At 56.2% G+C, this 25,668-nt stretch carries 21 protein-coding genes; 20 read left to right on the top strand and 1 reads right to left on the bottom strand.

All coding sequences use genetic code 11. The features are described 5' to 3' along the window. The first annotated feature begins 16 nt into the window (after positions 1 to 16). From ABEV74_RS00105 to ABEV74_RS00080, 6 genes are all read left to right on the top strand, one after another. Positions 17 to 424, top strand: a complete 408-nt coding sequence (locus tag ABEV74_RS00105; RefSeq protein WP_430142631.1) for a hypothetical protein — start codon at positions 17 to 19, stop codon at positions 422 to 424. Then, positions 400 to 2,475: a helix-turn-helix domain-containing protein gene (locus tag ABEV74_RS00100; protein ID WP_430142629.1), complete on the top strand. Its 2,076-nt coding sequence runs from the start codon at positions 400 to 402 to the stop codon at positions 2,473 to 2,475. The genes ABEV74_RS00105 and ABEV74_RS00100 overlap by 25 nt, the downstream gene beginning before the upstream one ends. Before the next feature lie 207 nt (positions 2,476 to 2,682). Next, positions 2,683 to 3,624 (top strand): ABC transporter permease, encoded by a 942-nt coding sequence (locus ABEV74_RS00095; protein WP_430142626.1) that lies wholly within the window; start codon positions 2,683 to 2,685, stop codon positions 3,622 to 3,624. A 13-nt stretch (positions 3,625 to 3,637) separates the two neighbouring features. Further along, positions 3,638 to 3,883, top strand: coding sequence for a hypothetical protein (locus ABEV74_RS00090; protein ID WP_430142623.1), 246 nt, complete (start codon positions 3,638 to 3,640; stop codon positions 3,881 to 3,883). Between the two features lie 127 nt (positions 3,884 to 4,010). Further along, entirely contained in the window at positions 4,011 to 4,406 is a 396-nt protein-coding gene (locus tag ABEV74_RS00085; RefSeq protein WP_430142620.1) for a chemotaxis protein CheW, read from the top strand. Between the two features lie 277 nt (positions 4,407 to 4,683). Continuing rightward, positions 4,684 to 5,547, top strand: a complete 864-nt coding sequence (locus ABEV74_RS00080) for a MurR/RpiR family transcriptional regulator (RefSeq protein ID WP_062495067.1) — start codon at positions 4,684 to 4,686, stop codon at positions 5,545 to 5,547. 758 nt (positions 5,548 to 6,305) lie between these two features. On the opposite strand, the gene ABEV74_RS00075 is transcribed toward ABEV74_RS00080, so the two are convergent. Then, a complete protein-coding gene (locus ABEV74_RS00075) occupies positions 6,306 to 6,629 on the bottom strand; it encodes a hypothetical protein (RefSeq protein ID WP_430142616.1) in 324 nt (107 codons plus the stop codon). Positions 6,630 to 6,954: 325 nt separating this feature from the next. Here ABEV74_RS00075 and murQ point away from each other — a divergent pair, with 325 nt between their 5' ends. The 14 genes from murQ (at position 6,955) to ABEV74_RS00005 (ending at position 25,421) form a co-directional block, all read left to right on the top strand. Beyond that, positions 6,955 to 7,869, top strand: coding sequence for an N-acetylmuramic acid 6-phosphate etherase (gene murQ, locus ABEV74_RS00070; protein WP_062497166.1), 915 nt, complete (start codon positions 6,955 to 6,957; stop codon positions 7,867 to 7,869). A gap of 59 nt (positions 7,870 to 7,928) precedes the next feature. Continuing rightward, entirely contained in the window at positions 7,929 to 9,386 is a 1,458-nt protein-coding gene (locus ABEV74_RS00065) for an ABC transporter substrate-binding protein (RefSeq protein WP_430142613.1), read from the top strand. An 83-nt stretch (positions 9,387 to 9,469) separates the two neighbouring features. Continuing rightward, positions 9,470 to 10,372, top strand: a complete 903-nt coding sequence (locus ABEV74_RS00060) for a carbohydrate ABC transporter permease (RefSeq protein WP_430142712.1) — start codon at positions 9,470 to 9,472, stop codon at positions 10,370 to 10,372. 20 nt (positions 10,373 to 10,392) lie between these two features. After that, positions 10,393 to 11,253, top strand: a complete 861-nt coding sequence (locus ABEV74_RS00055) for a carbohydrate ABC transporter permease (protein WP_062495055.1) — start codon at positions 10,393 to 10,395, stop codon at positions 11,251 to 11,253. Between the two features lie 146 nt (positions 11,254 to 11,399). Continuing rightward, positions 11,400 to 12,371, top strand: a complete 972-nt coding sequence (locus ABEV74_RS00050; protein ID WP_430142609.1) for a GNAT family N-acetyltransferase — start codon at positions 11,400 to 11,402, stop codon at positions 12,369 to 12,371. Next, entirely contained in the window at positions 12,368 to 13,075 is a 708-nt protein-coding gene (locus ABEV74_RS00045) for a PIG-L deacetylase family protein (RefSeq protein ID WP_062495053.1), read from the top strand. The genes ABEV74_RS00050 and ABEV74_RS00045 overlap by 4 nt, the downstream gene beginning before the upstream one ends. A gap of 19 nt (positions 13,076 to 13,094) precedes the next feature. Then, entirely contained in the window at positions 13,095 to 14,234 is a 1,140-nt protein-coding gene (locus tag ABEV74_RS00040; RefSeq protein ID WP_430142604.1) for an exo-beta-N-acetylmuramidase NamZ family protein, read from the top strand. Positions 14,235 to 14,252: 18 nt separating this feature from the next. Further along, positions 14,253 to 15,266, top strand: a complete 1,014-nt coding sequence (locus ABEV74_RS00035) for an N-acetylglucosamine kinase (protein ID WP_430142601.1) — start codon at positions 14,253 to 14,255, stop codon at positions 15,264 to 15,266. Continuing rightward, positions 15,263 to 16,450, top strand: a complete 1,188-nt coding sequence (locus tag ABEV74_RS00030; RefSeq protein WP_430142598.1) for an anhydro-N-acetylmuramic acid kinase — start codon at positions 15,263 to 15,265, stop codon at positions 16,448 to 16,450. Before ABEV74_RS00035 ends, ABEV74_RS00030 begins: the two co-directional genes overlap by 4 nt. Before the next feature lie 88 nt (positions 16,451 to 16,538). Continuing rightward, positions 16,539 to 18,755 (top strand): CAP and S-layer homology domain-containing protein, encoded by a 2,217-nt coding sequence (locus ABEV74_RS00025; protein ID WP_430142596.1) that lies wholly within the window; start codon positions 16,539 to 16,541, stop codon positions 18,753 to 18,755. 256 nt (positions 18,756 to 19,011) lie between these two features. After that, positions 19,012 to 21,294: a helix-turn-helix domain-containing protein gene (locus ABEV74_RS00020; protein WP_430142593.1), complete on the top strand. Its 2,283-nt coding sequence runs from the start codon at positions 19,012 to 19,014 to the stop codon at positions 21,292 to 21,294. 176 nt (positions 21,295 to 21,470) lie between these two features. Then, positions 21,471 to 22,385 carry an ABC transporter permease gene (locus tag ABEV74_RS00015; RefSeq protein ID WP_235593220.1) on the top strand — a complete coding sequence of 305 codons (915 nt, stop codon included), beginning with the start codon at positions 21,471 to 21,473 and terminating at the stop codon, positions 22,383 to 22,385. Positions 22,386 to 22,398: 13 nt separating this feature from the next. Further along, positions 22,399 to 23,295, top strand: a complete 897-nt coding sequence (locus tag ABEV74_RS00010) for a carbohydrate ABC transporter permease (RefSeq protein WP_430142710.1) — start codon at positions 22,399 to 22,401, stop codon at positions 23,293 to 23,295. Between the two features lie 455 nt (positions 23,296 to 23,750). Continuing rightward, positions 23,751 to 25,421 (top strand): type 2 periplasmic-binding domain-containing protein, encoded by a 1,671-nt coding sequence (locus ABEV74_RS00005; protein WP_430142590.1) that lies wholly within the window; start codon positions 23,751 to 23,753, stop codon positions 25,419 to 25,421. Positions 25,422 to 25,668: the final 247 nt, after the last annotated feature.

Here is a 25,668-nt window from a genome sequence, read left to right as displayed (position 1 = left end):
GGCGGCCGGAGCCGACTTGACCATATTCGTTCTGCTCATGAACCGTATGGATTCAATCGATCTGATGAACGTTCATACCGGGTTCCTCGCGGCCGTCATTGCGGCATTGCTCGTCATGCGGCAGGCGGGCGAGGTGGCCGGTTGTCAGCCGGGATTGACGCAGCTTGTCCGTTTCGACAGTCCGGGACTTCAGACGTTCCGGGCTGTCGCTTGTTTATCCGTGAAAAAGTTCGAAGGAGTGATTCGATTGAGGATGAACTGGTATTACCGCATGATGCTTTCCTATACGCCGATCTTTTTTGTCGCCGTTTCGTCGCTTATTATCGTGTTTTTTACCATGCTGAACAATGCTTCGGAAAAAAATATATCGAGACGAATCAGGCGATCGTCGAGCAGATTATGCGGAATACGGATGCCAACCTGAAGCTGATCGAACGGAACGTCGTCAGCGAGATGCAGTCGGACAAGACGCTGCAGTCCTTTTTCACGGACGAACCGAAGACGCTGTACGATTTCTTCCTTATCCAAAAGAAGCTGGTCGAGCTCAAGGCGTCCCTGCCGTTTTTCAGTTCGGTCTATCTGTACGATGCGGCGGCCGGAAAAGTGCTGACCGATTCGGACGTGTTCACGCTCGATTCGTTCGGCGACCGCTCGTTTATCGAGGCGTTCAATCGGGGACCCGTTCCGTACGGATGGACGAAACCGAGAGCGTACGGCCAATCCCAGCTGGACCGGAACAAGCAGCCGGTCGTTTCGCTCGTCAAGCTCTATCCGTTCGCTTCGGAGAAGCGGGGGGCGGTCGTCGTCAATGTCTACGTCAGCTCGCTCTTTCACTTCATCCGTGAATTGAACGAAAATGAAAGCGGTTCCGTAGGCATTATGGATGAAAACATGCATCCCTTTTTTTCGTCCGCGCAGCCGGACGAGGCCGGACCGATCGCGGTTCGGTCCGAATATACCGGATGGAATTATTACGCCGACAGCGTTCTCTCCGGCAATTTTTCTGTCGTGTCGCTATTATCCGATATATGGGCAGCGGTCATCTTCGTCATTATTTTGGCAACCGTGGCCTGGTTCACGTTGATTACCCACATCCACTACAAGCCGATCCAGATGATGGCGGACAAAATTAAAAATTACACGGCGCGCAAAAGCGGGGAACTCGGCATCAAAAGCCTGCCGAATGAGCTGGCATTCATCGACACGGCGATCGATCAGCTGCTCCAAAGTTCGATGGATTACGAAAACCTGCATAAGCAGGACAGGCTCTTGCGCCAACGGACATTGTTTATGGAGCTGCTCTCCGGACTCCGCGTGATGACGCAGGAAGAGTGGGAGAAGCAGATGGAGGCATGGGAGATGCCCTATCGTTACGAGCGGCTTGGCATCGTGATGATCGAAATTGACGAATACGGCGCGTTTGCCGCGCAATACAAGCCGGGCGACCAATATTTACTGAAATTTCTGATCGAGACCGCCTATGGGGAAATGGCGCAAAAACGGGGCGTGCACGTCTGGCATTCATGGACCGAGCCCCACCGGTTAAGCATCGTTCACCATCTTGGCGAGGAAGAGGCTTCTTCCGGCGATACGCTGCCGCGCCTTGCCGAAGAATTCCGCGCCTGGATCAACGACAATCTGGACATCACCGTCTCGGCGGGCATAAGCGAGGAATTCCGCTCGATCGAGGCAATCGCCTCGTTCCATCGCCAGGCGGCGAAGCATTTGTCGTACAAAGCGGTGTTCGGCGTCAATGTCGTCATTGACAGCCAGATCGCAGAGACCAAATTGCCGGGCGGAACCTACCGGTATTTCGAGCCGCTGACGGAGATGATCCGTTTCTACAAGCTGAACAACGGACAGTGGCAGGACAAGCTGCGGGACATATTCGGCGAATTGAAACGGGTGCTACTCACCCGGAACGATCTGGCGAGGCTGACGAATGACCTGATCCGCGAATTGGAGACGGCCATGCGGATGCTGCCGGCCGGCATTCAGCGGCTATGGACTGCCGAATACCGGCATCAGTTCGAACAGGCGGCCCGGCATGCCGAGACGGTCGAAGAGCTGCAGGATCGATTGCACGCGGTCATGAACAAACTGGCCCGCGATATGGAGCGCGAACGGATAAACCGCGACAGCCATGCCGTCGCCGACCGGATTAAAGCCTATATCGATCTTCATTATGCCGATCCGGACTTGTCCCTGATTCAGGTCAGCGACCATTACAAGCTGAGCCCGCGCGTCGTCAGCCATCTGTTCAAGGAAGCGACCGGGGAGAAGTTTATGGATTATGTGCTCAAAGTACGCTTCGGGCATGCCAGGCGGCTGCTGCTCGAAACCGACGAACCGATCCAGAGCATTGCCGAACAGGTAGGCTATCTTCACGTCATTTCCTTTCATCGCGCGTTCAAAAAAATGTTCGGCGTTCCGCCCGGAGAATACCGGAACATGCACCGGTCCCGAGAAGGGTAGGAAGGGGAAGCCGAATTTCCATGCCGGCACCGGCATTTCCGGGCTTGCCGTCGTTTCGGTTAAGTCCGTCATTTCGGTTAATCGCCCGTGCGGCGCCGAATTTTCATGCGTGTTAATCCCCGGATAAATGACAATTTGCGGTTTGACGCCGGGATGATACATTGTTGCCAAGAGCGCTCGGATTCGAAACACGAAGGGAGGACGAATATGGCAATTGCTGCGGGCGGCAAGCCTCGTGAGGCTATACGCCGGCGAAGCGCATGGCTGTATCGCGATTGGCAGCTTTATGTGCTGGTTTTGTTGCCGCTGCTTTATTTTTTCGTGTTCAAATACGGACCGATGTTCGGCATCATCATTGCATTCAAGGACTACAACATTTTTCAGGGCATATGGGCGAGCCCCTGGATCGGGTTTGAGACGTTTCGGGAAATCTTTGCGATGGACGCGTTCTACAACGCGCTTCGCAACACGTTCGTCTTGAATTTGCTCGACCTGCTCATCGGTTTTCCCATTCCGATCATTCTGGCCATATTGCTGAACGAGCTGCGCATTCAATGGTTCAAAAAGGGCGTTCAGACGATCCTGTATTTGCCCCACTTCATTTCCTGGGTAATTATCGGGGGGATGGCGCTGCAGCTGCTTGCGACCAACACCGGCATCGTCAACAACGTGCTCCGGTCTTTCGGTTTGAAAGCGATTCCTTTTTTGACGGAGCCGCTGTATTGGATCGGCACCTATCTGGGAATCGGCATATGGCAGAGCGCCGGCTGGGGAACCATTATCTATTTGGCCGCCTTGACAGGCATCAACAAAGATTTGTACGAGGCCGCCGAGGTCGACGGAGCCGGACGTCTGCGCAAAATTTGGCATATTACGCTGCCGGGGATGAAGCCCACCATTATCATCCTGCTCATTATCAATATCGGCCATATGGCGAGCATCGGCTTCGACCGTCCGTATGTGCTGAGCAATCCGCATGTAACCGATGTTTCCGAAGTGATCAGCACCTATGTGTACAAAATCGGCATTCAATCGGCCCGCTACACGATCGCAACCGCAATCGGCCTGTTTCAGGCCGTGGTCGGTCTGATCTTTCTGCTGTCGGCAGATTATATTTCAAGAAAAATCAACGATCAGGGCATCTGGTGAAGGAGGGCTGGCCATGAAAAGAAACGCAAGCGGGAAGATCGCGGACATCGCCATCGTCGCGGCAATCTCCATTGCCGGCGTGCTCTGTCTTGTTCCCATGCTGCACATCTTCGCGCTGTCGCTCAGCTCGAACGGACCTATTATGGCGGGGAAAGTGACGATTTTCCCGGTGGACATCGATTTGACGGCCTACATGACCGTATTCGTAAACTCGTATCGCCAAGGCAATTTAGCCTATCATGCCCGCCCCTCCATGTAAAGCCTTCCCGAGTTACTTTGGCTTTTTGGTTCAAATTCATTTACACAAAATAATTTACATTCCCGACAAAGGCTCCAAAATGGTCATACAGCTTCCGCTTACGCTTGCGGTTTCAAGAGGGCTGACGGTGCATGTTTTGAACGAAACGTACATCATTCCCATCGACAACATTTCCGAGACGGTAAAAATTCACCCGAGTGAGATCCATGAATTCAATCGCAAGTATTTCGTACACCTCAGAGGGGATGTCATTGGCATTGAATGGCTGAGCAAGTTGTTCATGCTCGGCGAAAGAACGATGAACGATGAAGAATTAAATACGGTTATTATCTCCAATGGGTCGGAAAAATTCGGTATTGTCGTGGACAAGCTCATCAATGAACAGGAATTTGTCATGAAAACGTTGGACGGGCACCTGTCGGGCATACCCGGCATTTCCGGTTCCACCTTGCTGGGCGACGGACAGGTCGTATTAATTGTGAACCCGCTAGAGATCATCCAGCTTGCCAAAAACCAGCCTTGAAAGTCACCAAATAACGCATTGCTCTACGCAAATGTTTGCGTACTTGCGCAACTGCTCGATAAACAACCGCCGAGTAACTCTTCAGCGGTTGTTTCTTTATTGCGGCATAAACCGAATTTGCATTTATGAATTCAAAATGATAAAAAAGTATTGTAATAAAATTTTATAGAATAGAAATATATCGATTTTTAATTTTACAATCAGAGGTACTTGTAAAATATCACCATTGCGTATACGATTTAGTTGCGCAAAATACTAGACGGGTAGGTAACGGCCAATGGCGATAAACGATAATGTGTTGATCAAGATTCGGGACCGGAAAGACAGTCTGACGCCTGTCGAGCGTATGGTCGCGGAATATATACTGGCGAACAAAGAGGAAATTCCGCATCTTTCCATCAAGAGCCTGGCCAAGGCAAGCAAGACGAGCGACGCCTCCGTGCTTCGCTTCTGCAAGACGATGGGCTACAATGGCTATCGAAGCTTTATCGTCAGCATTTCCGCCTCGTTAGGTTCCATGGACGAAGAGTCGGGCGATCAGCATACCGATATTCAGCCGGGCGACGATCTGCAGACGATTATTGCCAACATTAGCCGCAACAATATCAAATCGATCGAGGATACGCTCAGCGTCATCGACCGCGACGCGATATCGAAAGCGATACAGGTGCTGCGCACCAGCAAGCGCATCGTATTTTTCGGAATCGGCGCCTCCGGTCTTGTCTGCCAGGATGCGGAGCAGAAATTTACGCGCATTAATAAAATTTGCCACGCCTACGTCGACGGACATAGCCAGCTGACAGCCGCGACGCTGTTGTCGAAGGGCGATGTCGCCATTTTTATTTCCAACTCCGGCGAGACCGTGGAAATATTGGAGACGCTGGACATTGCCAAAAGGAATGGCGCGCATATTATTGCGATTACGAAGTACAACAAGAGCGAACTGTCCGAACGCGCGGATATTTTGCTCAGCATTTCTACGCCGGAGATCTCGCTCCGCAGCGGCGCAATGGGGTCGCGCATCGCCATGCTGACGGTCATCGACATCCTGTTCGCAGGCGTTGCCAGCGCTGATTATCAGCAGGTCAAGAAGTATTTGTCCAAGACCCATAACATCGTTGCGAGCAAGCGGCGGAAGTGACCTCGTGGTTGTTTGGCGATATAGCAGCTTGCAGGTTTTGTAGTTTGCAGTTTGTAGTATTGCAGGTTGGTGCAGTTTGCGGTTTTGCAGTTTGCAGTTTGTAGTTTGTAGTTTGTAGTTTGCAGTTTGCAGTTTGTAGTTTTGTGTAGCTGTGTAGTTTGGTGTATCTTTGTAGTTTGGTGTAGGTTTGTAGTTTGTAGGTTGCAGGTTTTGCAGTATGGTGCGGTTTGCGGTTTTGAGATTTGCGCGAGAGTTTTGTGCAGTTTTTAGTTTGTAGTTTGTAGTTTGCAGTATGGTGCGGTTCGCGATTTTGAGATTTGTGCAGGTTAGCAAATTTGCAAGCTTTCCACCGTTCGCAGCGCGAATGCGCAAAGAGGCCGGCCGGAATGCGGAATGATCCGGAAGGCCTTTTTTGGTACGTAAACCTGCAAGAACAAATATTGCAGCCACTGACAAGGCGCATTCTGCAACCGCATAAACGAGAAGGGTTATTCGATGGTACGGGTACGTCAGGCCTTTTCGCCGTCTGCAGCCCCGCCGACCGCAGACATGCTGACCGTCTTCCACCGCCGCCCCCGACTGTATTTCAACCCCCGTCTCCCAAGCCGCATTTCACTGTAACTCTTAAGCCGCATTTTCAACGCAGCATCCTAAGCTGCATTTCAATGCCGCCTCCCACCGCCGCACTCCACCGCCACCGTTTCACGCATTGCCTAAACAAATGGGGAAAAAAATTGCAAAAGTGCAGCTTTTATGGATCATAAATCGTTCAAAGGACCAAAATCCTGCAAAAATACAGCAATTTTTTCCTGATCACTCCGTTTTGGGTCTTTTTTTGTTAAAAAGATGTATTTTTGCATCAATTTTCTTTGATTGCCCTGAAATCTCCCGAAAAAGATGTATTTTTGCAAGATTTGATTGTCTGCGGCACTTCCATTTACGGCGGTTCGGTCGAGACTTGGTGCATAATCGCACCAAAATATGTGCCGTTGACCTCGTTCGATCGATTGATATACGGAAAAACCGGCCTTACCGCGTTCAACTTCGCCCCGCAACCGAGACACTGCAACGCCGATACGCACACACACTACCACGCCCCGAAATCGTGACACTTCAAACGCTGGTACAACACACGCATGCCCAACCCGAAACCGCGACACTCTAACTCACTTTCCGCTTCAACCCCGCTTCGCCATGTGCCCGTTAATGCGAGCGCGGCACCGCTCCGCAGGGATGGGTATGTGATATAAAATGCCAATAATTAATTTCAACATAAAAAAATATTACAAAATGTATTGACGACATTGAAATAAAACGCTTAATATAGAGCTAAACAAGATAGAGGAAATGGACCGATCCGTACGGGCTGAACTCGGCTTGATTATGGTCACGTTAGGGGAATATGGAATGAAAGACTACCTTGCAAGCTTGACGACGGAGGGGATAAACCCCGACACACAGATGATCGATGAATGCACGACGGAGCAGATGCTTGAATTGCTCAATCGGGAAGACGCCAAGGTTCCGGCTGCGGTCGCAGCGGAAATCCCCCATATCGCACGCGCTGTGGAAGCGCTTTATCAATCGCTGTCAAAAGGCGGCAAAATGTTCTATATCGGAGCGGGAACGTCGGGCCGACTCGGCGTGCTTGACGCATCGGAATGCCCGCCTACGTTCGGCGTCGACCCGTCGCTCGTGCAAGGCTATATCGCCGGCGGCGACCAGGCGCTGCGGACGGCCGTCGAAGGCTGCGAGGACGATGGGGACGAAGGCCGGGCGCTCATTGACCGGATTGGCGTAACGGAGAAGGATGCCGTCATCGGCATCTCCGCAAGCGGCAGCGCGGCGTTCGTGATCGAGGGATTGCGCCGGGCCGCCGAGATCGGCGCTGTCACCATCGGTGTCGTGAACAACAAGAACACGAAGCTGGAGCAAGTTTGCGATATTTGCATCGCGCCGGTCGTCGGACCGGAAGTGATTGCGGGCTCCACCAGACTCAAGGCGGGTACGGCCCAGAAGCTGGTGCTGAACATGCTGTCGACCTGCACGATGGTGAAGCTGGGCAAAACGTACAATAATCTGATGGTCGATCTGAAAGCCAGCAACAAGAAACTGTTCGACCGTTCCTTGCGCATCATCAAAGCGGCGACGGGCGTGGATGACGAGACGGCCGCGGCCTATTTGGCGCAATCGTCCATGGACTGCAAGCTTGCGATCATGATGATCAAATCCGGACTGGACGCCGCGAGCGCGGAGCGCGTGCTCGCCCAGTGCGCAGGCAACCTGAAAGAAGCTATACGCATTTGCACTAAAGTAATGTAAGCAAGCTTTAGGCAAATGTAAGTATATAGACTTTATATTTAAAAGGGAGGATCTTGAGCATGAAAAGAAAAACAAGGTTTGCCGCGGCAGTATTGGCGCTGCTGCTGTCCCTGGGCTTGTTGTCCGCTTGCGGATCGGGCGGCGGCGGCTCTGATTCGGGCGGTTCTACGGGCGAAGGCGCTTCTTCGGGATCGGAAAATTCGGGTTCGGACGCGAAAGATACCATTACGGCGCTGCTTCCCCCGGTATCTCCGAAGTATCAGGAAAATTTCAAACAGATGGAAGCCGATTTCAATAAGCTGTATCCCAACCTGACCTTGAAAATCGAACCGGCCAGCTGGGAAGATATTACCCAGAAGCTCGATACGCAAGTGAATGCGGGAAGTCCGCCGGACCTGGCTTTCATCGGTTCCGACGGCATTTCCAAATACGCGCAGATGGGCATGCTGCTGGATATTAAAGACCTGGCGACACCGGAGATGATCGAGGACTTCGACCCGGCCCCGCTGGAATACATGAAGAAAGGCGACGGGCTGTACGGCTTCCCGGCTTACATGGAGGTTCACGCGCTCGGCGGCAACAAGCAGTTTCTGGAGGAAGCCGGCATCGACTGGAAGAAAGTGCAGCAAGAGGGCTGGACTTACGAAGAATTCCGCGAAGCGATCAAGAAAGGTGTCGTGAAGAACGGCAATGAAACGACCCGCTACGGCTTCGTATTCGCAACGGCGGGCGTCGCTTCCAAAGACTATCTGGGCATTCTCGTCAAGAGCGCCGGCATGCCGTCTCCGTTTACGGAAGATCTGAAATACGCTTACACGAACAAAAACTTCCTCGAAGTGTTGAAAGCGATTCGACAAATGATCGACGACGGCTCCATGCCGAAAGAGTTGAGCTCCGTCGACGCGGGCAAGCGGTGGAATATGTTCCTGACCGGCCAGACGATGATTACGGGCAAAGGGCTTGCCGTATTCGAAAACTCGGCGAACCAGAACAATGCGAAGATCGAAGCGGGTGACGGCAGCGCCGTGAAAGACAGCATCAAAGTGGATTATATCGTGCTGCCTGTGCCGTCGTTCGCCGGACAACCGGCCGTAGCCCATGCGGTCGTGGACGGATATGTGGCGTTCCGCGGCAAGAAGGAGCCGTCCGAAGAGCATAAGGCCAACGTCGTCAAAGCGGCATACTTCCTGGCCAGCGGTCAAGTGGCGGCTGCGACCAACAACGATCTGTTCGCGGCGCATATTACGGACAGCGCCCGGAAAGCGGCGGAAAGCATGGAGACGAACCGCAATCCGGACAACGTTGCGGCCGTCGAGAACATGTTGAAAACCGCAGCCCCGGCTCGCCCCGACATTCCGGTAGAGCTTGGCGCCCAAGCGATCAAAATCGAAAACGAAGTTATCATTCCGAAGCTGCAGGCGCTGCTGGCGAATGAAATTACGCCGGAGGAAATGTACGAAGCGGTCAAGAAGGCTGCGATCGACACGTTCGGCGAAGACGGGGTAGTGAAGGAGTAAGGAGCATGCTCGGATAGCCGCCTACGTCGGGCGGCTATCCGATCTATGTTTTGTGAAGCGGCATCGGAAAGGAGTCCTGCATGATGGCTCAAATGGCATCCATGATCAGAAGACGATTAAACAGAGGAGACGGAGCCTGGGCTTACGCATTCATCGCCGTCGCGCTGACGGTCTTCGCGGTGTTCACCGCCTATCCGGTTGCAAGTGCGTTCATCATCAGCTTTCAGCAATACAGCCCGATGGGCTCTACTTTTATCGGTTTCGACAATTATTCGGACATTTTAAGCAGCGATCTGTTCTGGAAGGCGATCAGGAATACGGTCGTCTACACGGTGCTGACCGTGCCGGTAGCGCTGGTTCTTTCCTTTGCCGTCGCGATCATGATTATGCCGCTCAAGAAGTGGATGCAGACGACGTTCAAGGCGATATACTACCTTCCCGCCGTTGCTTCCGGCGTCGCGTTGTCGGTCGTATGGCTGTGGATTTTCGACCCTTTGCCTAACGGCATCCTCAACCAGTTGATCGGCTGGTTCGGCATCTCCAATCAGAACTGGCTCGGCTCCAGTTCGACCTCGATGTTTTCGCTGGTGCTGATGTCCTGGCTGTCCAGTCACGGCACGAGCATCATTATTTATGTAGCGGCTCTGCTCGGTATTGACGACAGCTACTATGAGGCGGCGGAAATCGACGGCGCGACCTTCCTGCAAAAAATGTGGCACATCGTCATTCCGTGCCTGAAGCCGACGACGCTCTTCCTGCTCGTGACCGGCGTGATCGGTTCGTTCCAGGTGTTCCAGAACGCTTATCTGATGACGGGCGGCGGTCCGAACCACTCCACGACGATGGTCGGCCTTCTCATTTTCGATACGGCGTTCAAATATTTCGAATTCGGCAAAGCCGCGGCGCAATCGCTCATTTTGGCATTCATCATTGCCTTGATCTCGTTTTTCCAATTCAAGTTCATGGGCAAAGACGTTGAATATTAAGGTAGAAGGAGGGAACGGACTTGGCCTTGTACAACAACCATTTGGGAAACCGCACTGCCAGATATATACGCAACACCGTCATCATCGTCCTCCTTCTGCTTTTTGCGCTAGCGACCTTGTTTCCGATTTATTTCATGATCATTTCGTCGTTCGGCGATCCCGTAGAGGCGGGGGCGGTCAGCTATTCGATCTGGCCGGGGAAATTCACGCTGGAATCGTACAAATTTTTCTTCGATTACAGCGAATATTCGTACCGGTGGCTCGGCAACTCGCTCCTCGTCGCCGTCTGCGTAATGGTTTCGAACGTACTGTTTGCCACGATGGCGGGCTATGCTTTCTCCAAAATCCAGTTCCGGGGACGCAATGTGCTGTTTGCCGTGCTGCTCTGCGCCATGATGATTCCGTATCAGGTGACGCAGGTGCCGCTGTACATTCTGATTGTCAACATATTTGAAATTCAAAATACGTACAGCGCGCTGATTTTGCCGTCGCTCGTTACCGTTTATAACATTTTTCTGGCGAAGCAGTTCATGTCGACGATTCCGAAGGAAATATTGGAAAGCGCCAAGGTGGAAGGATGCAGCCAGCTACAGATTTTGTTCCGCATTGTGATGCCGCTCTCCAAAACGGTGATGGCGGTGATGGCGATTCTGACGTTTATGGAAACGTGGAATACGTTCTTTTGGCCGTTTCTGGTCACGAACACGATGGACATGCAGACGATCCAGGTCGGCTTGAAAAACTTCCGCTTCGCCAATACGACCTATTTCGCGCCGATGATGGCGGGCGCCACGATATCCGCTCTGCCGATGTTCGTCCTCTTCTTCAGCTTGCAGCGTTACTTCCTCGAAGGGGTGACGGTCGGGGCGGTCAAAGGCTGACAACGAGACTGGGCGGCAAAAGAAGGAGCGGATTTGAAAGGATCGGCTTAAATTACTGCTTGAAGTAGGATGCGGTATGAAAGTAAGTTCGGTTTGAACAAGGATGAGGCACGAAAGAAAGTTGCGTCATGTAAGGAGGAAGCGGCATGATCGCGAAGTGGGACGACCGATACGCGCCCGAAGTTATCGCCTTGTGGAACCAACAGGCGGTGAAGGACGGCTACAAGGAAATGACGGAAGAGCGGTTCTCCGCCATCTTCCTGCGCAATGCATACTTCGATGCGGACAATACGTTCGTGTGGCTGGAAGACGGCCGCGTCCGGGGGTTCGCCTGCGGCTGTACGGGTGACGATCTGCCTCTCGGCGATGTCGCCGGCTACATCACCTGCATCGTGCTGGCGGACGGCGCGCAGGCGGAAGAGCGTTATGCGGCGCTGCTCGGGGCGCTGGAGGGTCGTTTCCGGGAGAAGGGCAAGCGGCAGGCGGAGGTCTTGTTCTTCAATCCGATGCAGCTGCCGTGGTATATACCGGATACCCCCAGGCACGAGCATAACAACGCGCCGGGCGTGCCGGTCGGCAGCGCGCTGTATAGCTTTCTGCTGCGGCAAGGCTATGCCGAGCGGGCAATCGAATGCGCGATGTATTTGCCGCTTGACGGCTTCGCCGTTCCCGACGATATCCGGGCCAAGGAAGAAAAGGCGGCATCGAATGGCTACCGGGTAGAGCCGTTCGATGCCGCGCGGCACTTCGGTGTCGGGGAGATGCTGGATGCGCTCGGCAACCCGCTCTGGCGCAAGGAAATTGCGCAGAGCGCCGAAGACGGCGTGCCTGTGCTGATCGCGCATCGGGAAGGCCGGGCCGTCGGGTTCGCCGGTCCGGTTATCCGGCAGGAGAACGGGCGGGGCTACTTCGCGGGCATTGGCGTTCATCCGGAGCATGAAGGGCACGGTCTGGGCACGATTCTGTTTTTCCGCCTGTGTGAAGCGTTCCGGCATATCGGCACGGACTACATGTCGCTCTATACCGGAAGCGGCAATCCGGCTATTCGCATTTATGAACGGGCAGGGTTCGCCACGGTGAAGCAATTCGCGGTTATGAGAAAGGAGCTGCAAAAATGAGTGAACGACCGATTACAATATTGGGTATCGGCGCTCATGTGGGCGACGTGGAACTGACGGCGGGAGGCGTATTGGCCAGCCATTCTTTGAAGGGGGACCGCATCGTGACGCTGGCGCTGACTGCCGGGGAGCGCGGCGTGCCGGATTGGCAGGATGTGAACGAATACCGCGAGCAGAAAGTGCGGGAAGCGCATACGTTTGCCGAAATGCTGGGCGGCCGGGCGATCGTGTTCGACGACATTCCGGACGGGGAGCTTCCGGACGATCAAGAGATCCGGCTTCGCGTCTGCGACGTCATCCGCGAAGTGAAGCCGAACATCATCATTACTCACCATCGGAACAGCATGCACAAGGACCATGCGACGACCCACCGGATCGTGAACGACGCGAGATTTTTCGCCGGCTTGCGCGCACTGGAACGGGAAAGGCCCGCTCATTTCGCAGCGAAGCTCTATTATTCGGAGAATTGGGAGGATGCCGTCGATTACGTGCCGTACCTCTATGTGGATTTCGATCAGGAAGCTTACGATTTGTGGATCAAAGCTTTGTCCACGCACTGGTTCGTGACCGGCAGCAAATCGTTCCCGTATCTGGAATATTACAAGCATCTGGCCCGAGTGCGCGGCATCGAGGCGCGAAAGCAGTATGCGGAAACGTTCATGATTCCGCCGGAGACGATGCGTCTTCGTCAGTCCGAGCTGTAGCAGACAAGGGGGAGAGGCGATGATCCGCAACGGCATCGATTGCGTAACGGAGTATGCGCATCTGTTTCGCGGCAAACGCATCGGACTGATCACCTCGCCGACCGGGCTCGCGAACGATTTCCGGTCGACGATCGACATTATGCACCGGGAGTTTCAATTGGCCGCGCTGTTCTCGCCGGAGCATGGCGTACGGGGAAACCTTGAAGCGGGCGCACTCGTGGACACTTATCAGGACCCCGCCACCGGCGTACCGGTATACAGCCTTTACCGCCAAGACTCCAAGCGGCTGACGCCGGAAATGCTGGACGAGGTCGATATGATCGTCTACGATATTCAGGATGTCGGCACCCGTTACTATACTTTTATTTATACGATGCTGTACGCTTTGGAAGATTGCGCGGCGGCGGGCAAGCCGTTTGTCGTGCTCGACCGGATCGATCCGCTGGACGGGGTGACGGTGGAGGGGAATATTTTGAAGGACGGCTTCCGTTCGTTCGTCGGCAATTATCCGCTCGCTGTCCGCTACGGCCTTACGGCCGGCGAGGTGGCGGTGATGGCGAACAGTGAGATGAAATGGAACGCCGAGCTCCATGTCGTGCGCTGCGAAGGATGGGATCGCGCGATGCTGTTCTCCGATACCGGATTGGTGTGGATTCCGCCATCCTTAGGAATTCCTCGCTTTCATACGGCGCTGCTGTATCCCGGCACATGTCTGTTCGAAGGGACGAACGTATCGGAAGGACGGGGGACGGCGGCGCCGTTCGAAATGATCGGGGCGCCATTCATCGATCCGGATCTGCTGGCCGGCGAGATGAATCGGAAGCGGCTTCCCGGCGTATACTTCCGCCCGGTCTATTTCAAGCCGACGGCTTCCAAGCATCAGGGCGAAATGTGCGGCGGCGTCCATGTGCATGTGCTTGACGAGCGCGCTGTTCGCCCCGTGGAGACGGGCTTGACGCTGCTGTTTACGATCAAGGAGCTGTTCGAACCGTTTGCGTTTCTGCCGCCGGTTCGCGAGGGCGGCAGACCTTTCATCGATCTGCTGTGCGGAGACAGCGTGTACCGGAACGAGCCGGTCGATGTCGCCGGCCTGCTCGGACAGTTCGCGGAAGAGAGCCGCGCGTTCGCGGAGAGAAAGCGGCAGTACCACCTCTATTGACAACGGAGTGATCCCTGTATGCGATATGTTGCCGGAGCGGACGGCGGCGGCACGAAGACCGCCGTCACCGTCGCCGACGAGACGGGCGCGGTTGTCGGCACGTTCGACGCGGGCCCGCTGAACTATAACGGACAGGACGAGGCGGGATTCGCCGCGACGATTCGCGACGTGTGCCGCGGCATTGCGGAGCGGTGCGGCGAGCTGGACGCTTGCGTGCAGCTGTGCGTCGGCGCCGCCGGCATCAGCAATCCCGCCGTAAGCGGTCTGCTGACGGCGCGGCTGAAGGAAAACGGCTACCGGGGCGGTCTTATTCTGGCCGGCGACCACGAGACCGCGCTATGCGGCGCGCACGAAGGGCTGCACGGCATCATTCTGATCGCCGGTACCGGCTCGATCTGCTACGGCCGCCATCCGTCCGGCCTGACGCATCGCGCCGGCGGATTCGGTCATCTGATCGACGACGAAGGAAGCGGCTACAGCATCGGCCGCGACATCCTCTCCGCCGTCGTCCGCTCCGCAGACGGCCGGGAAGCTCCCGGCATCCTGACGGAGCTTGTCTATGAGCGGCTGCAAATCGGTTCGGTCGGCGAACTGATCGGCTTCGTCTACGACAAGCGGACGGGCAAGAAGGACATCGCGGCATTGGCGCCGCTGTTGTCGGTCGCCTGCGAGACGCTGGATGCGGCGGCGCTGCGCATCGCGGACAAGAACGCGGCGGCGCTCGCCGAGCTGGCGTTCGCCGTGATCGGGCGCCTGGAAGCGGCGGAAGCGGAGCGAGGCGAGACCGGGGCAGCGTGCGAAGCCGGGGAATCGGAGCGCCGCTGGCCGGCGCCGTTCCGGCGGGAGATCGCGCTGGCCGGCAGCGTTCTCGCCCGCAACCGCCGCGTGCGCGAAGCGGTCGTCGGCCGCATCGCCGGGCGCCATCCCGGCTGGCGCTGCATCGATCCGAAGCGGGACGCGTCGTACGGCGCCATGCTGCTGGCGCTGGAGGCGCTCCGTTCGCCGTCCGGCGGCGGGGAGGGAAAGCGATGATCCGCTGGGAAACCGACCGGCCGTATGCGATCGCGGTCGGTCTCATGTCGGGCACGTCGCTGGATGGCATCGACGCCGCGGTCGTCCGCATCGAAGGAAGCGGTCTGGCGTCCCGGGTGTCGCTGCTGCATTTTGAATCCCGCCCGTACGACGACGCCTTGCGGGAGAGATTGAAGGCGCTGTGCGATCCGGCGTCCTCGGATGTAGCTTCCATATGCGGCATGAACGCCTATCTCGGCGAGCTGTTCGCCGATGCGGCCGCCGCAGCCGTCCGGGAGGCGGGACTATCGCTGGACGAGATCGATTTCGTCAGCTCGCACGGCCAGACGATCTGGCATATGCCGGACGCGCTGCCCGCCGATCCGTATCTGGTCCGCTCCACCTTGCAGATCGGCGATCTGTCGGTGCTGGCGAAGCGGACGGGGCGGCCGGCGGTAGGCGATTTCCGGCCGGCCGACCTGGCCGTCGGCGGACAAGGCGCGCCGCTTGTGCCGTACGGCGACCTGATTTTGTTCGGCCACCCGGCCAAGGGGCGCATCCTGCAGAACATCGGCGGCATCGGCAACTGCACCGTGCTTCCGCCGGGAGCCGGCCTGCAGGATGTGATGGCGTTCGACACCGGCCCGGGCAACATGGTGATCGACCAGACGGTGCAAACGCTGAGCGGCGGCAAGCTGAGCTACGACGAGGGAGGGGCGTGGGCGGCGCAAGGCACGGTCGACGAAGCGCTTGTCGCGGAACTGATGTCGCATCCGTATTTCCGCCAGCCGCCGCCCAAGTCGACCGGCCGCGAGCTGTTCGGCGCCGCTTACGCGTCCGCCTTTCTGGCGCGGGCGGCGGAACGCGGCCTGGCCCCCGCCGACATCGTGGCGACGGCCACCGCCTTCACGGCGCATTCCATCGCCGACGCCTGCCGCCGTTTCGCCATGCCGCACAGCCGCATTGACGAGCTGATCGTCAGCGGCGGCGGTGCTCATAACCGCACGCTGATGGCGATGCTCGCCGCCTTGCTTCCGGAGCAGGCCGTGCTGCAGGCCGGTGCGTTCGGCGTGCCGGAAGACGCCAAGGAGGCGGTCATTTTCGCCCTGCTCGGGCACGCCTTCCTGCTCGGCAACTGCAACAATGTACCGGCCGCGACCGGCGCCTCGGCTCCGACCGTGATGGGCAAGCTGGCGCTGCCCTGAGGGCGGGTGCGTGGAATTCTCCTCTAAAATCAAGCCGTCCTTACGCCGAAAATATGTGTATACTTCCGAAAAGAGGGGACATGGCAACATGCACAATCGGCGGAAAGGATTGCTAAAGTATTTCAGTCTGGCAGCAGGCAGCATCCTGTTATCGCTGTGGCTGCCGCATGCCGCGTTTGCGGAACCGGTGCCGGTCGACAGCTTGCTGCCGGAAAGAAGCGAGAAGGAGATCGCGGCAAAGTGGAATCAATGGATGAAGAACGCGCATGATGCGGGAGACGGCGCCTTCGCCGAAATCCCTAGCAGCAAGTCGCCTTACCGGGCGGGCAAGCTGAAGGACGGCTATTTGGAGAAAGGATTGAACGCCGCTAATTTCTACCGCTTTGTCTCCGGCCTGCCGGCCGATCTGGTGCTGGACGAATCGTTGAACCGGCAAGCCCAGCACGGCGCGGTGACGATCGCCGCCAACGGGCGGCTGACCCACAATCCCGTCCAGCCGGAGGATATGCCGCAAGACTTCTTCGAATTGGGGGAGAAATCGGCCGGCAGCTCCAATATTTACTGGACGACAAGCGGTACGGACAACGTACTGGTGCGGAGCGTAGAGGCTTATATGGACGATTCCGACAGCTCGAATATCGATCGGGTCGGCCATCGCAGATGGATTTTGAGCCCTCAACTGAAGCGGATCGGCTTCGGTCTCGCCGCCGCGAGCAACGGGAAACAGGACGGATATTACAGCGCCATGCAGGTGTTCGATCAGAGCAGGGAAGGCCAGCTCGATTTCAATTACATCCTGTATCCGAACAAAGGCGCGTTTCCGCTCGATGTTTTTGAGGGGAATCAGGCCTGGTCGGTACATTTGAACCCGTCCCGCTTTCAGCAGCCCGAGCTGTCCGACGTCCGGGTGGAATTGACCCGGCTCAGCGACCGGAAAACATGGGTGTTCGACGAGAAGACGCGGAAGGAGACGAGATCCTCTTCCCGGTCCGCTGCTGACGGGCTGTATTTCAATGTCGACACCGCCCGTTACGGCTATACTTACGGCATCATCTTCCGTCCGGACGAGACGCAATTGATCGAGGATGGTGAAAGGTTCGCGGTACGGATCACGGGTTTGAAAAAAACGGACGGAACGGACGCGGAGATCGCGTACGAAACCCGGTTCTTCCGCGTCGAGCCGATCGAGAAAGGACAGCTTACCGGATTGTTTCCCGAAAAGGCCGAGCTGTCCGTCAAGGTCGGGAGCGAGCTGAAGCTGCCGGCCATTCATGCAGTATATGAAAACGGCTTGAGCGTGGACGTCAAATCGAAAGCGGCTTATAAGACGGACTCCGACAAGATCCGTATCCAAAACGGTGCGGTGATGGGCTTGAAGCCGGGCCAGGCGGATATCGTCGTCCGTTACGAAGGACGGACGGCCACGCTTCGGGTGAACGTCTACACGATGCCGGCCATCAAAGATATAACAGGACATTGGGCTGAAGAACAGATCCGATGGGCAGTCGAGCGGGAAATGGTCAAAGGCTATGCCGACGGCACGTTCAAGCCGAACAAGCAGGTGAGCGAAGCCGAATTTTTGGCGATGCTGTTCACCTTGTATGCCGATGACAGCGTGATTCGCGGCATGGATCGTACCGGCAAGCCAAGCAAAAGTCTCGGCGTATGGAGCGACCGGTACTATTGGTATGCGAAAAGGCTGAACCTGGATGTCGACAAAAGCGTCATGGATGCGAGGCGGCGCAATCGCGCCATTACCCGGGCGGAGGTGGCGCAGATCGTCGCCGGCCTGAGCGGCAAAAACTACGCGAACGACGACGATGCGATCCGCTTTTTGCTCAATATGGGCTTCTCTTCCGGCAAAACGTCGGCTACTGTGAAAGGCTATGCAGGGAAAGACCGGCTGACCCGCGCCGAAGCGATCGTATTTTTGAAAAACTTGCAAGATCAGGGATTTCGCCTGACGTTCCGGCCTACCGCAATAACCGTCATGACCGAGAACGAGAAGAAGGGCGGACTTCCCGACCGGACGGTGAAAGTGACCTATCAGACCGACCGGAAGCTGATCGTCAGGGGGGCGTTCGCCGAAGCGGCGAACCGGACGATTAAGGTGGAGGTCCACGCTTCGACGCAGGACGGCGAACATATCGAAACGCTCCAAACGAAGGGCGATGCCTACGGCAATTTCACGGTGACGTTCGAGCGGATCGATGCGGATGACGCGAGCATCTATGTCTCTACCCGGGACGATCTGGCCTATTACATTTCGGCGAAACCCGGCCAATCGGCCATTGTGATGTACTAGACCGCAGCGAAACGGGGCGAAAACGGGGCGTCCCGAGCGAGCGGCGACCGCAGGCGGAAAAATGATAGGTTGTGGAATTTCGGCAATTGCAGCTTGCGATAAACCGATATAAACTGACGTCTGATCAAGGCGTCAGTTTTTTTATATGCACAGGACGTATGAAACCGCTCACGATACATTGTCCGGAAACGACGCGGCAGCTTGTTGCCGACCGCCGGTTCGGCTATAACAGATGAAAAAGGGAGGAGGATGGCGGATGACCAAAACATGGTTTCGCCGTTTGCTGCTTTCATATCTGCCGGTCTTTTTTATCGTCATTACCATTCTGTTCATCCTGTTTTTTCAAACGCTGAACGAACTGACCCGCAGGGAAGCGATGAAAGCGAACGACTTTCTGGCGCAGCAGGTGGTGCGGCTGACGGACAACGCGTTGAGAAGCATCGAATACCGGGTCGTTCGTGAAATATTGGCAAACGAGGACGTTCAGCGTTTCTTCAGCCGGACATCGATGGATGTGCTCGCCAACATCAGAGCCCAGGCGGTCATGGACGACCTCAAATTCAACTATCCCGTCATCGATTCGATCTATTTTGTCCGGTTCAGCGACGGATTCATCTTCGGGGACGCTCCGCGGTCGGCCGAAGAGTTCGGGGACGCCCCCTTCATCCGGGCTTACGCCGCCGCCCCCGCGGGAACGAAATGGTCGGACGCCCGCAAGTTTCAGGCGTTTGCCGACTCCGATCCGGTCGATGTCGTCACGATGGTGAAGAGCGTGCCCTACAACCGGAGCGAGCGGCAGGGATATTTTGTAGTGAACGTCAGCCTGGCCAAGCTGAAGGAAACGGTCGGGCAAATGTACAACCCGGATATTTCCCTAGTCAAGATGCTGGACCGCCAAGGCAACGACTTGCTCGGCGCGCAGCCGGCAGGCCGAACGGAAGAGAGCGGCGGCGCAGGCTCGGGTACCGTGCTGTCCAGTTATGTATCCCCGTATACGGGTTGGGAAATTGCAAGCGGCCTGCATGACCGCAACGGTCTGAAATGGACGCTTTCTTTTTATTATACATGGGTCGTTTTTGCGCTGATCGTCGCGATGCTCGGCATCATATGGGTCGTGCTGGTCACGAAGCGGAACTACAAGCCGATCCGTCAGCTGGTCTCCCTGATCGAGACTTATTCCGCCAAACCCGACCATGCGGCCGGAGACAAAAACGGAGAGTTCAGCTTCATCCGCAGTACGCTGGAAAGCCTGATGAACGAATCGAGGCTGTTTCAGAAGCGGTATCGGGAGCGGCTCATTATGCAGCGGCGCTATCACTTTCATCAGGTGCTGGAAGGAAACGAGCAGCTTAGCGAGCTGGAATGGATGGCCGAACTGAGCCAATTCCATCTTCGGGTGGAGGGAAAAACGGCAACGGCATTCATCGTGGAAATCGACGATTATGACGGTTTCGCCGGGACGTACGGCGAACGGGACCGGTCTTTGCTGAAATTTATTTTGTACAGCGCCGTTCACGAAACGGCCAAGCTGCACGGGGCGGCCGTCTGGGCGGAGTGGTCGACGGACCGCCGCCTGTCCCTTATCCTGTGGACGGCCGGGCCGGACTCCGCACAGCAAAGCGCCGCGATTTTGGAAGAATGCAGAAGGTGGATCGGGCGCCATGTCAGCTTTACGATTACGGCGGGCCAGGGCGGGCCGGCCACGACGCTGGAGGAAACGCGCCTGTCCTACCAGACGGCAGGCCAATGTCTGCAATTCAAAGCGGTGCTCGGCGCCAACCGTCTGATCGCCGCGAAAGATACGGTCAGGCCGCAGAAGGAGCCGCAGGAATGGTTCAAAACGATTTACCTGCTGTCCCCGTCGCTCCGTATGGCCGATCCCGAATGGCGCGCTCATATCGACCTGTTTTTCCGCCAAATCCGCGAAGCGGTACTGCCCCGGAGAGAAATAGAAAACGTGATGCAGTTTTTCGTCCAGCATTTGGACGGCGAAGTATCGGAGCAGTCGAAGGACTACCGGGCGATCTGGAGCGATATCCGGCGCGAGCTGCAGCAGCTTGCCGGCCGGTGGGATACGCTTGACGGTCTGCAGCGGGAGTGCGTCCGCATCTTCGACGCGATGACCGGGCGGATTCAGGAACTGCGGGAGTCGCACCGAAGCAGGGCGCTCATGCTTCAAATCCGTGACTACATTGAGCGGCATTTTGCCAATCCGGAGCTGTCGCTCGATTACTTGAGCGGCAAGTTCCAAGTCAATCCGAAATATCTCAGCAAAATGTTCAAGGATGAAACCGGCGAAAACTTCGTCGATTTTCTGATCGGGCGGCGGATCGAACAGGCGAAAAAAATGCTGCTGGAAACGGAAAAGCCGATGCAGACGATCAGCAGCGAGGTCGGGTACTACAATTACAATTCGTTCAACCGCGCGTTCAAAAATGTGGTGGGGGTGTCGCCGAGAGATTACCGCAAGCAGATGTGCGGGACGAACAAGGAAGTCGCCCCGGTCGGCGAAAACGGAGTAGCGGCGGAATATGGATAACTTCGCGGCGCGGGGCCGGTTTGGCGTGGCTGAACGAAAAAAGGCGAAACGGCGAATCTTGTGCATTGCCGTTGCCCTTTCCGGTCTTCTACAATTCGGATTGCGGCGACCACGATCGCGGGCCGCGGCAACCGCGACAACGGTCGGACGCCATGACGTGCGAAGGAGGGCTGCGAATGGGTCGCGGGTTATCGCCCCGCCAAAAAATACGGAGGCACTGGGAGCTGTATCTTCTCATACTTCCGCCGGTTCTGTATTTGATCATTTTCAAATATGTGCCCATGTTCGGCGTTCAAATCGCCTTCAAGGATTTCAACGTCGTGCAGGGGATATGGGGAAGCCCGTGGGCCGGGTTGAAGCATTTCGAAGCTTTTTTCCAATCTCCGAATTTCAGGCTGATCATCCGAAATACGATCGTCATCAGCTTCTACTCGCTCGTTGCCGGATTTCCCGTCCCGATTTTGCTGGCGCTCGCTTTGAACGAAATTCGCAACGGGCTGTTCAAGAAATCGGTGCAGATGATTACGTATGCGCCGCATTTTATTTCCACGGTCGTGATGGTGTCGATCGTCATTCTGATGCTGACGCCGCATGTGGGGGTCGTAGACAGGCTGTATTCGCTGTTCGGACAAGACATGACCAATTTTATGGGCATACCGGAATATTTCAAATCGATCTACGTCTGGTCCGGCGTTTGGCAGGAAATGGGATATGCGTCCATCATTTACATGGCCGCGCTGGCGAGCGTCGATCCTGCGCTGTATGAGGCCGCCAAGATGGACGGGGCGCCGAGATGGCGGAAAATCGTGCACATCGATCTGCCTTCGCTCATTCCGATAACCGTCATCCTGCTTATTCTTAATCTCGGCAACATCATGAATGTCGGCTTCGAAAAAATATTTCTGATGCAAAATCCGCTCAATCTGAGCTCGTCGGAAGTGATATCAACCTATGTTTACAAAGTCGGGCTTGTCGGCGCCAACTTCAGCTTCTCCACGGCGGTCGGCCTGTTCAACTCCGTTGTCAATCTGGTGCTGCTGATCGCGGTCAACTTCTTTGCAAGGAAGGCATCGGAGACGAGTCTGTGGTAAGGGGATGCGCATGATGATCAAAGCGGGAATCAAGGAGTCGTTCGGGGATCGTATTTTTCTCCTCGCCATCTATGTTTTTCTGACGCTGGTCATGCTGGCGGTGCTTTATCCGCTCGTCTATATCGTCAGCTCGTCGTTCAGTTCGCCGCGCGCGGTCGTTTCCGGACAAGTGTGGCTGTTTCCGGTCGAATTCAGCCTGCGGGCGTACAAATCGATATTCCGCAGCTCGCAGCTGATGACCGGTTATTACAACACGGTGGTGTACACCGTTTTTGGCACGCTGATCAATCTGGCCTTTACGATTCTGATGGCGTATCCGCTGTCGGTGCGGCAATTTTACGGACGCCATCTGTTTATGACGCTGCTGATGATCACGATGTTTTTCAGCGGCGGGCTCATTCCGACCTATCTGCTTGTCAAGGAGCTGAATATGCTCGATACCCGCTGGGCGATGTGGCTGCCGGGCGCCTTGTCGGTCTTCCAGGTGATCGTCGCGCGCACGTTCTTTCAGTCTTCCATCCCGCAAGAGCTGGCGGAAGCGGCACAGATGGACGGCTGCCGGGACACCCGTTACCTTGTCAGCGTCGTGCTGCCGCTGTCGAAACCGATTATCGCCGTCATGACGCTCATGTACGCGGTCGGGCATTGGAACGCCTACTTTGACGCGCTCATCTATTTGCGGTCGGAGAAGCTGTTTCCGCTTCAGTATGTGCTGCGGAACCTGCTGATTCTGAATGCGGCCGATCCGGAGATGCTGGCCAATACCGCGGCCAAAATCCGGGATCAAGGCTTCGAGCAGGCGCTCAAATACGCCCTGATCGTCGTCGCATCGGTGCCGGTGCTGATCATGTATCCGTTCGTGCAGAAGCATTTTGTAAAAGGCGTCATGATCGGCTCGCTGAAAGGATGACCTAAGCGCCGACAGTCTCCGCGAGCGGGGCTGCCCATTTGCTGCGATGGCTTGCCTCCAGCGGACGGCGCTGCTGTATGCAATGGCGCAACCGACTGCAATGGGTGCTGCCGTCTGCAATGCGACGCCGTCTACAATGGTGCCACCGTATGCAAAGGGCGCAGTCGTATGAAACAGGTGCAGCCGTATGCAACAGGTGTAGCTGTTTGCAATGGCGATGCCGTATGAAACAGGTGTTGCCGTGTGCAATGCGACGCCGTATGCAACAGGTGTTGCCCGTTTGCAATGCGACGCCGTATGCAACAGGTGCAGCTGTTTGCAATGGCGATGCCGTATGCAACAGGTGCTGCGGTCTGCAATGGCGATGCCGTATGCAACTGGCACAGCCATCTGTAATGGGCGCAGCTTGTCGGACGGCGTCTGAAGATGACTTTTCCAAACTGAGGAGGGGTAATATGAAGCGATCGCTTTGGGTCAGAATGGCATGGATATTCGGTCTTGCCGGTCTAATCGCCGTGTTGTCGGCTTGCAGCAAGAGCGGCGGCGGCAGCGCCGGAGAAGGCGGTCCGGCCGGATCGGGCGGGACAGCTTCCGGCGGCGAAACGTCCGGTCCGGTGACGATGACGTTCTTTGCTCCGCAAGGCAAGGCGCCATGGGAGGACAACAGCTACACGAAGCATATAGAGGATATGTTTCATGTCAAAATCAAATGGGATCTGGCCCCGTCCGACGCGCTGACAGATCGGCGCCAGCTGCTTTTGGCGAGCGGCGACTATCCGGAAGTATTCCTGGAAGGGAAATTGTCGTACAACGATGTGCTGACTTACGGCAAGCAGGGCGTCTTTCTCCCGCTGAACGATCTGATCGAGCAATACGCGCCGAATATCAAGGCGATGATGGAGAAGAAGCCTTATTTCAAAGACGCGATTACGGCGCCGGACGGCAATATTTATGCTTTGCCGCGCCTGAACGAATGCTACCACTGCACGTTTGCGCAAAAGTTCTGGATCAATAAAGAATGGCTGGATACGCTGGGCCTCGACATCCCGACAACGACCGACGAGCTGTATACCGTGCTGAAAGCTTTCAAGGAACAAGACCCGAACCGCAACGGCAAGGCCGACGAAATTCCGCTCACGGGGGCGCCGAAAAAATATGTGTGGAACGGCAATATCGACGCCTTTCTGATGAATGCCTTTATCTATAACGACAACAACAAGTATTTGATCGTGGAAAATGGCAAGGTCAGCTTTGCGGCGAATCAGGAAGGCTGGAAGCAGGGCCTGGCGTACATGAACAAGCTGTACAAGGAAGGGCTGATCGATCCGGCCGCCTTCACGCAGAACGATCAGGCGCTCGGACAGCTCGGCAACCGCGAAGGCGACGAACTGGTCGGTTCGATTACGACCGCGCTCGTCAGCTATCTCGTCACCCCGTACGATCCGAATGCGACCCGGCATAAGCATTGGGTTATCGTGCCGCCGCTCAAAGGTCCGGAAGGTGTTCAGCTTGCCGGTATGACGCAAGGTATCGGCGACTTCCAGTTTGCGGTCACCAATAAAGCGACGGAAGAACAGCGGATCGCTGCGATCAAAATCGCGGATTACGCGTTCAGCGAGGAAGGCGCCTTGCTGAGCGAATATGGCACCGAAGAGGGTACGGGGTGGAAGAAAGCGGAGGAAGGCGAGAAAAATATCGATGGCGCTCAGGCCAAATACAGCTTCAGCGGCCTTCCGGAAGCCGATCCCGACCAAATCCGCAATGACAGCTGGTCACTTATGGGCCCGAAAGATTTGTCCAAGGAATTCCGTGATTTGTTCGCAGTGGGACAAGATCCGCTCACGCCGGAAGGCTACGAGACGCGTCTGGCGCAGGCGACGAATGCGTACGCGCCGTACGCGCCGGCCGAGGCGTATCCGACCGGCGTATTCATCCGACCCGAGGATGCGGACGCCGCCTCGCAGCTGACAACGGCCATCCAGGATTACGTTCAGTCCAATATGGCCCAGTTCATTATCGGCAGCCTCGATATCGAGAAGGATTGGGAGGCGTATGTCAAAGGATTCGACGGGCTCAATCTGGCCCGTTATATCGAGATTTACCAGAACGCGATCACGAAAGAGTAGCAGTGCTGCCGCCGGCTTCGGGGGCTTCCGGCGAATCGGCAAAGCGCACCCCGCGGGTGCGCTTTTGCCGTACGGCGGAAGCGCCGTCTCAGGCGATAGGGCCCTGCCTCAGGCGATAAGGCCCTGCAGGTTCGCAAAGGGCCGAGCGGCGGGGCTGGCGCGAGGCGATAGGCAGCAGGTATGCAATAGTCCGCATGTGCAGGCCAGTGTGAAGCAATAGCCCTGTATGCAGTTAGACCCCCATGCC

This window comes from Paenibacillus cisolokensis (assembly GCF_050481165.1).
In the GTDB taxonomy this organism is placed as follows: Bacteria; Bacillota; Bacilli; order Paenibacillales; family Paenibacillaceae; genus Paenibacillus_AH; species Paenibacillus_AH cisolokensis.
The sequence above is the reverse complement of the archived record's forward strand: the minus strand, read 5'-3'. Positions and strand labels throughout refer to the sequence as shown.

Coding starts and splice junctions, on each gene's coding strand:
- ABEV74_RS00035 (WP_430142601.1), top strand. CDS start 14,253: ATGCGATATGTTGCCGGAGCGGACGGCGGCGGCACGAAGACCGCCGTC.
- ABEV74_RS00010 (WP_430142710.1), top strand. CDS start 22,399: ATGATCAAAGCGGGAATCAAGGAGTCGTTCGGGGATCGTATTTTTCTC.
- ABEV74_RS00045 (WP_062495053.1), top strand. CDS start 12,368: ATGAGTGAACGACCGATTACAATATTGGGTATCGGCGCTCATGTGGGC.
- ABEV74_RS00065 (WP_430142613.1), top strand. CDS start 7,929: ATGAAAAGAAAAACAAGGTTTGCCGCGGCAGTATTGGCGCTGCTGCTG.
- murQ (WP_062497166.1), top strand. CDS start 6,955: ATGAAAGACTACCTTGCAAGCTTGACGACGGAGGGGATAAACCCCGAC.
- ABEV74_RS00050 (WP_430142609.1), top strand. CDS start 11,400: ATGATCGCGAAGTGGGACGACCGATACGCGCCCGAAGTTATCGCCTTG.
- ABEV74_RS00090 (WP_430142623.1), top strand. CDS start 3,638: ATGAAAAGAAACGCAAGCGGGAAGATCGCGGACATCGCCATCGTCGCG.
- ABEV74_RS00025 (WP_430142596.1), top strand. CDS start 16,539: ATGCACAATCGGCGGAAAGGATTGCTAAAGTATTTCAGTCTGGCAGCA.
- ABEV74_RS00015 (WP_235593220.1), top strand. CDS start 21,471: ATGGGTCGCGGGTTATCGCCCCGCCAAAAAATACGGAGGCACTGGGAG.
- ABEV74_RS00095 (WP_430142626.1), top strand. CDS start 2,683: ATGGCAATTGCTGCGGGCGGCAAGCCTCGTGAGGCTATACGCCGGCGA.
- ABEV74_RS00005 (WP_430142590.1), top strand. CDS start 23,751: ATGAAGCGATCGCTTTGGGTCAGAATGGCATGGATATTCGGTCTTGCC.
- ABEV74_RS00080 (WP_062495067.1), top strand. CDS start 4,684: ATGGCGATAAACGATAATGTGTTGATCAAGATTCGGGACCGGAAAGAC.
- ABEV74_RS00060 (WP_430142712.1), top strand. CDS start 9,470: ATGGCTCAAATGGCATCCATGATCAGAAGACGATTAAACAGAGGAGAC.
- ABEV74_RS00040 (WP_430142604.1), top strand. CDS start 13,095: ATGATCCGCAACGGCATCGATTGCGTAACGGAGTATGCGCATCTGTTT.
- ABEV74_RS00020 (WP_430142593.1), top strand. CDS start 19,012: ATGACCAAAACATGGTTTCGCCGTTTGCTGCTTTCATATCTGCCGGTC.
- ABEV74_RS00100 (WP_430142629.1), top strand. CDS start 400: ATGCGGAATACGGATGCCAACCTGAAGCTGATCGAACGGAACGTCGTC.
- ABEV74_RS00030 (WP_430142598.1), top strand. CDS start 15,263: ATGATCCGCTGGGAAACCGACCGGCCGTATGCGATCGCGGTCGGTCTC.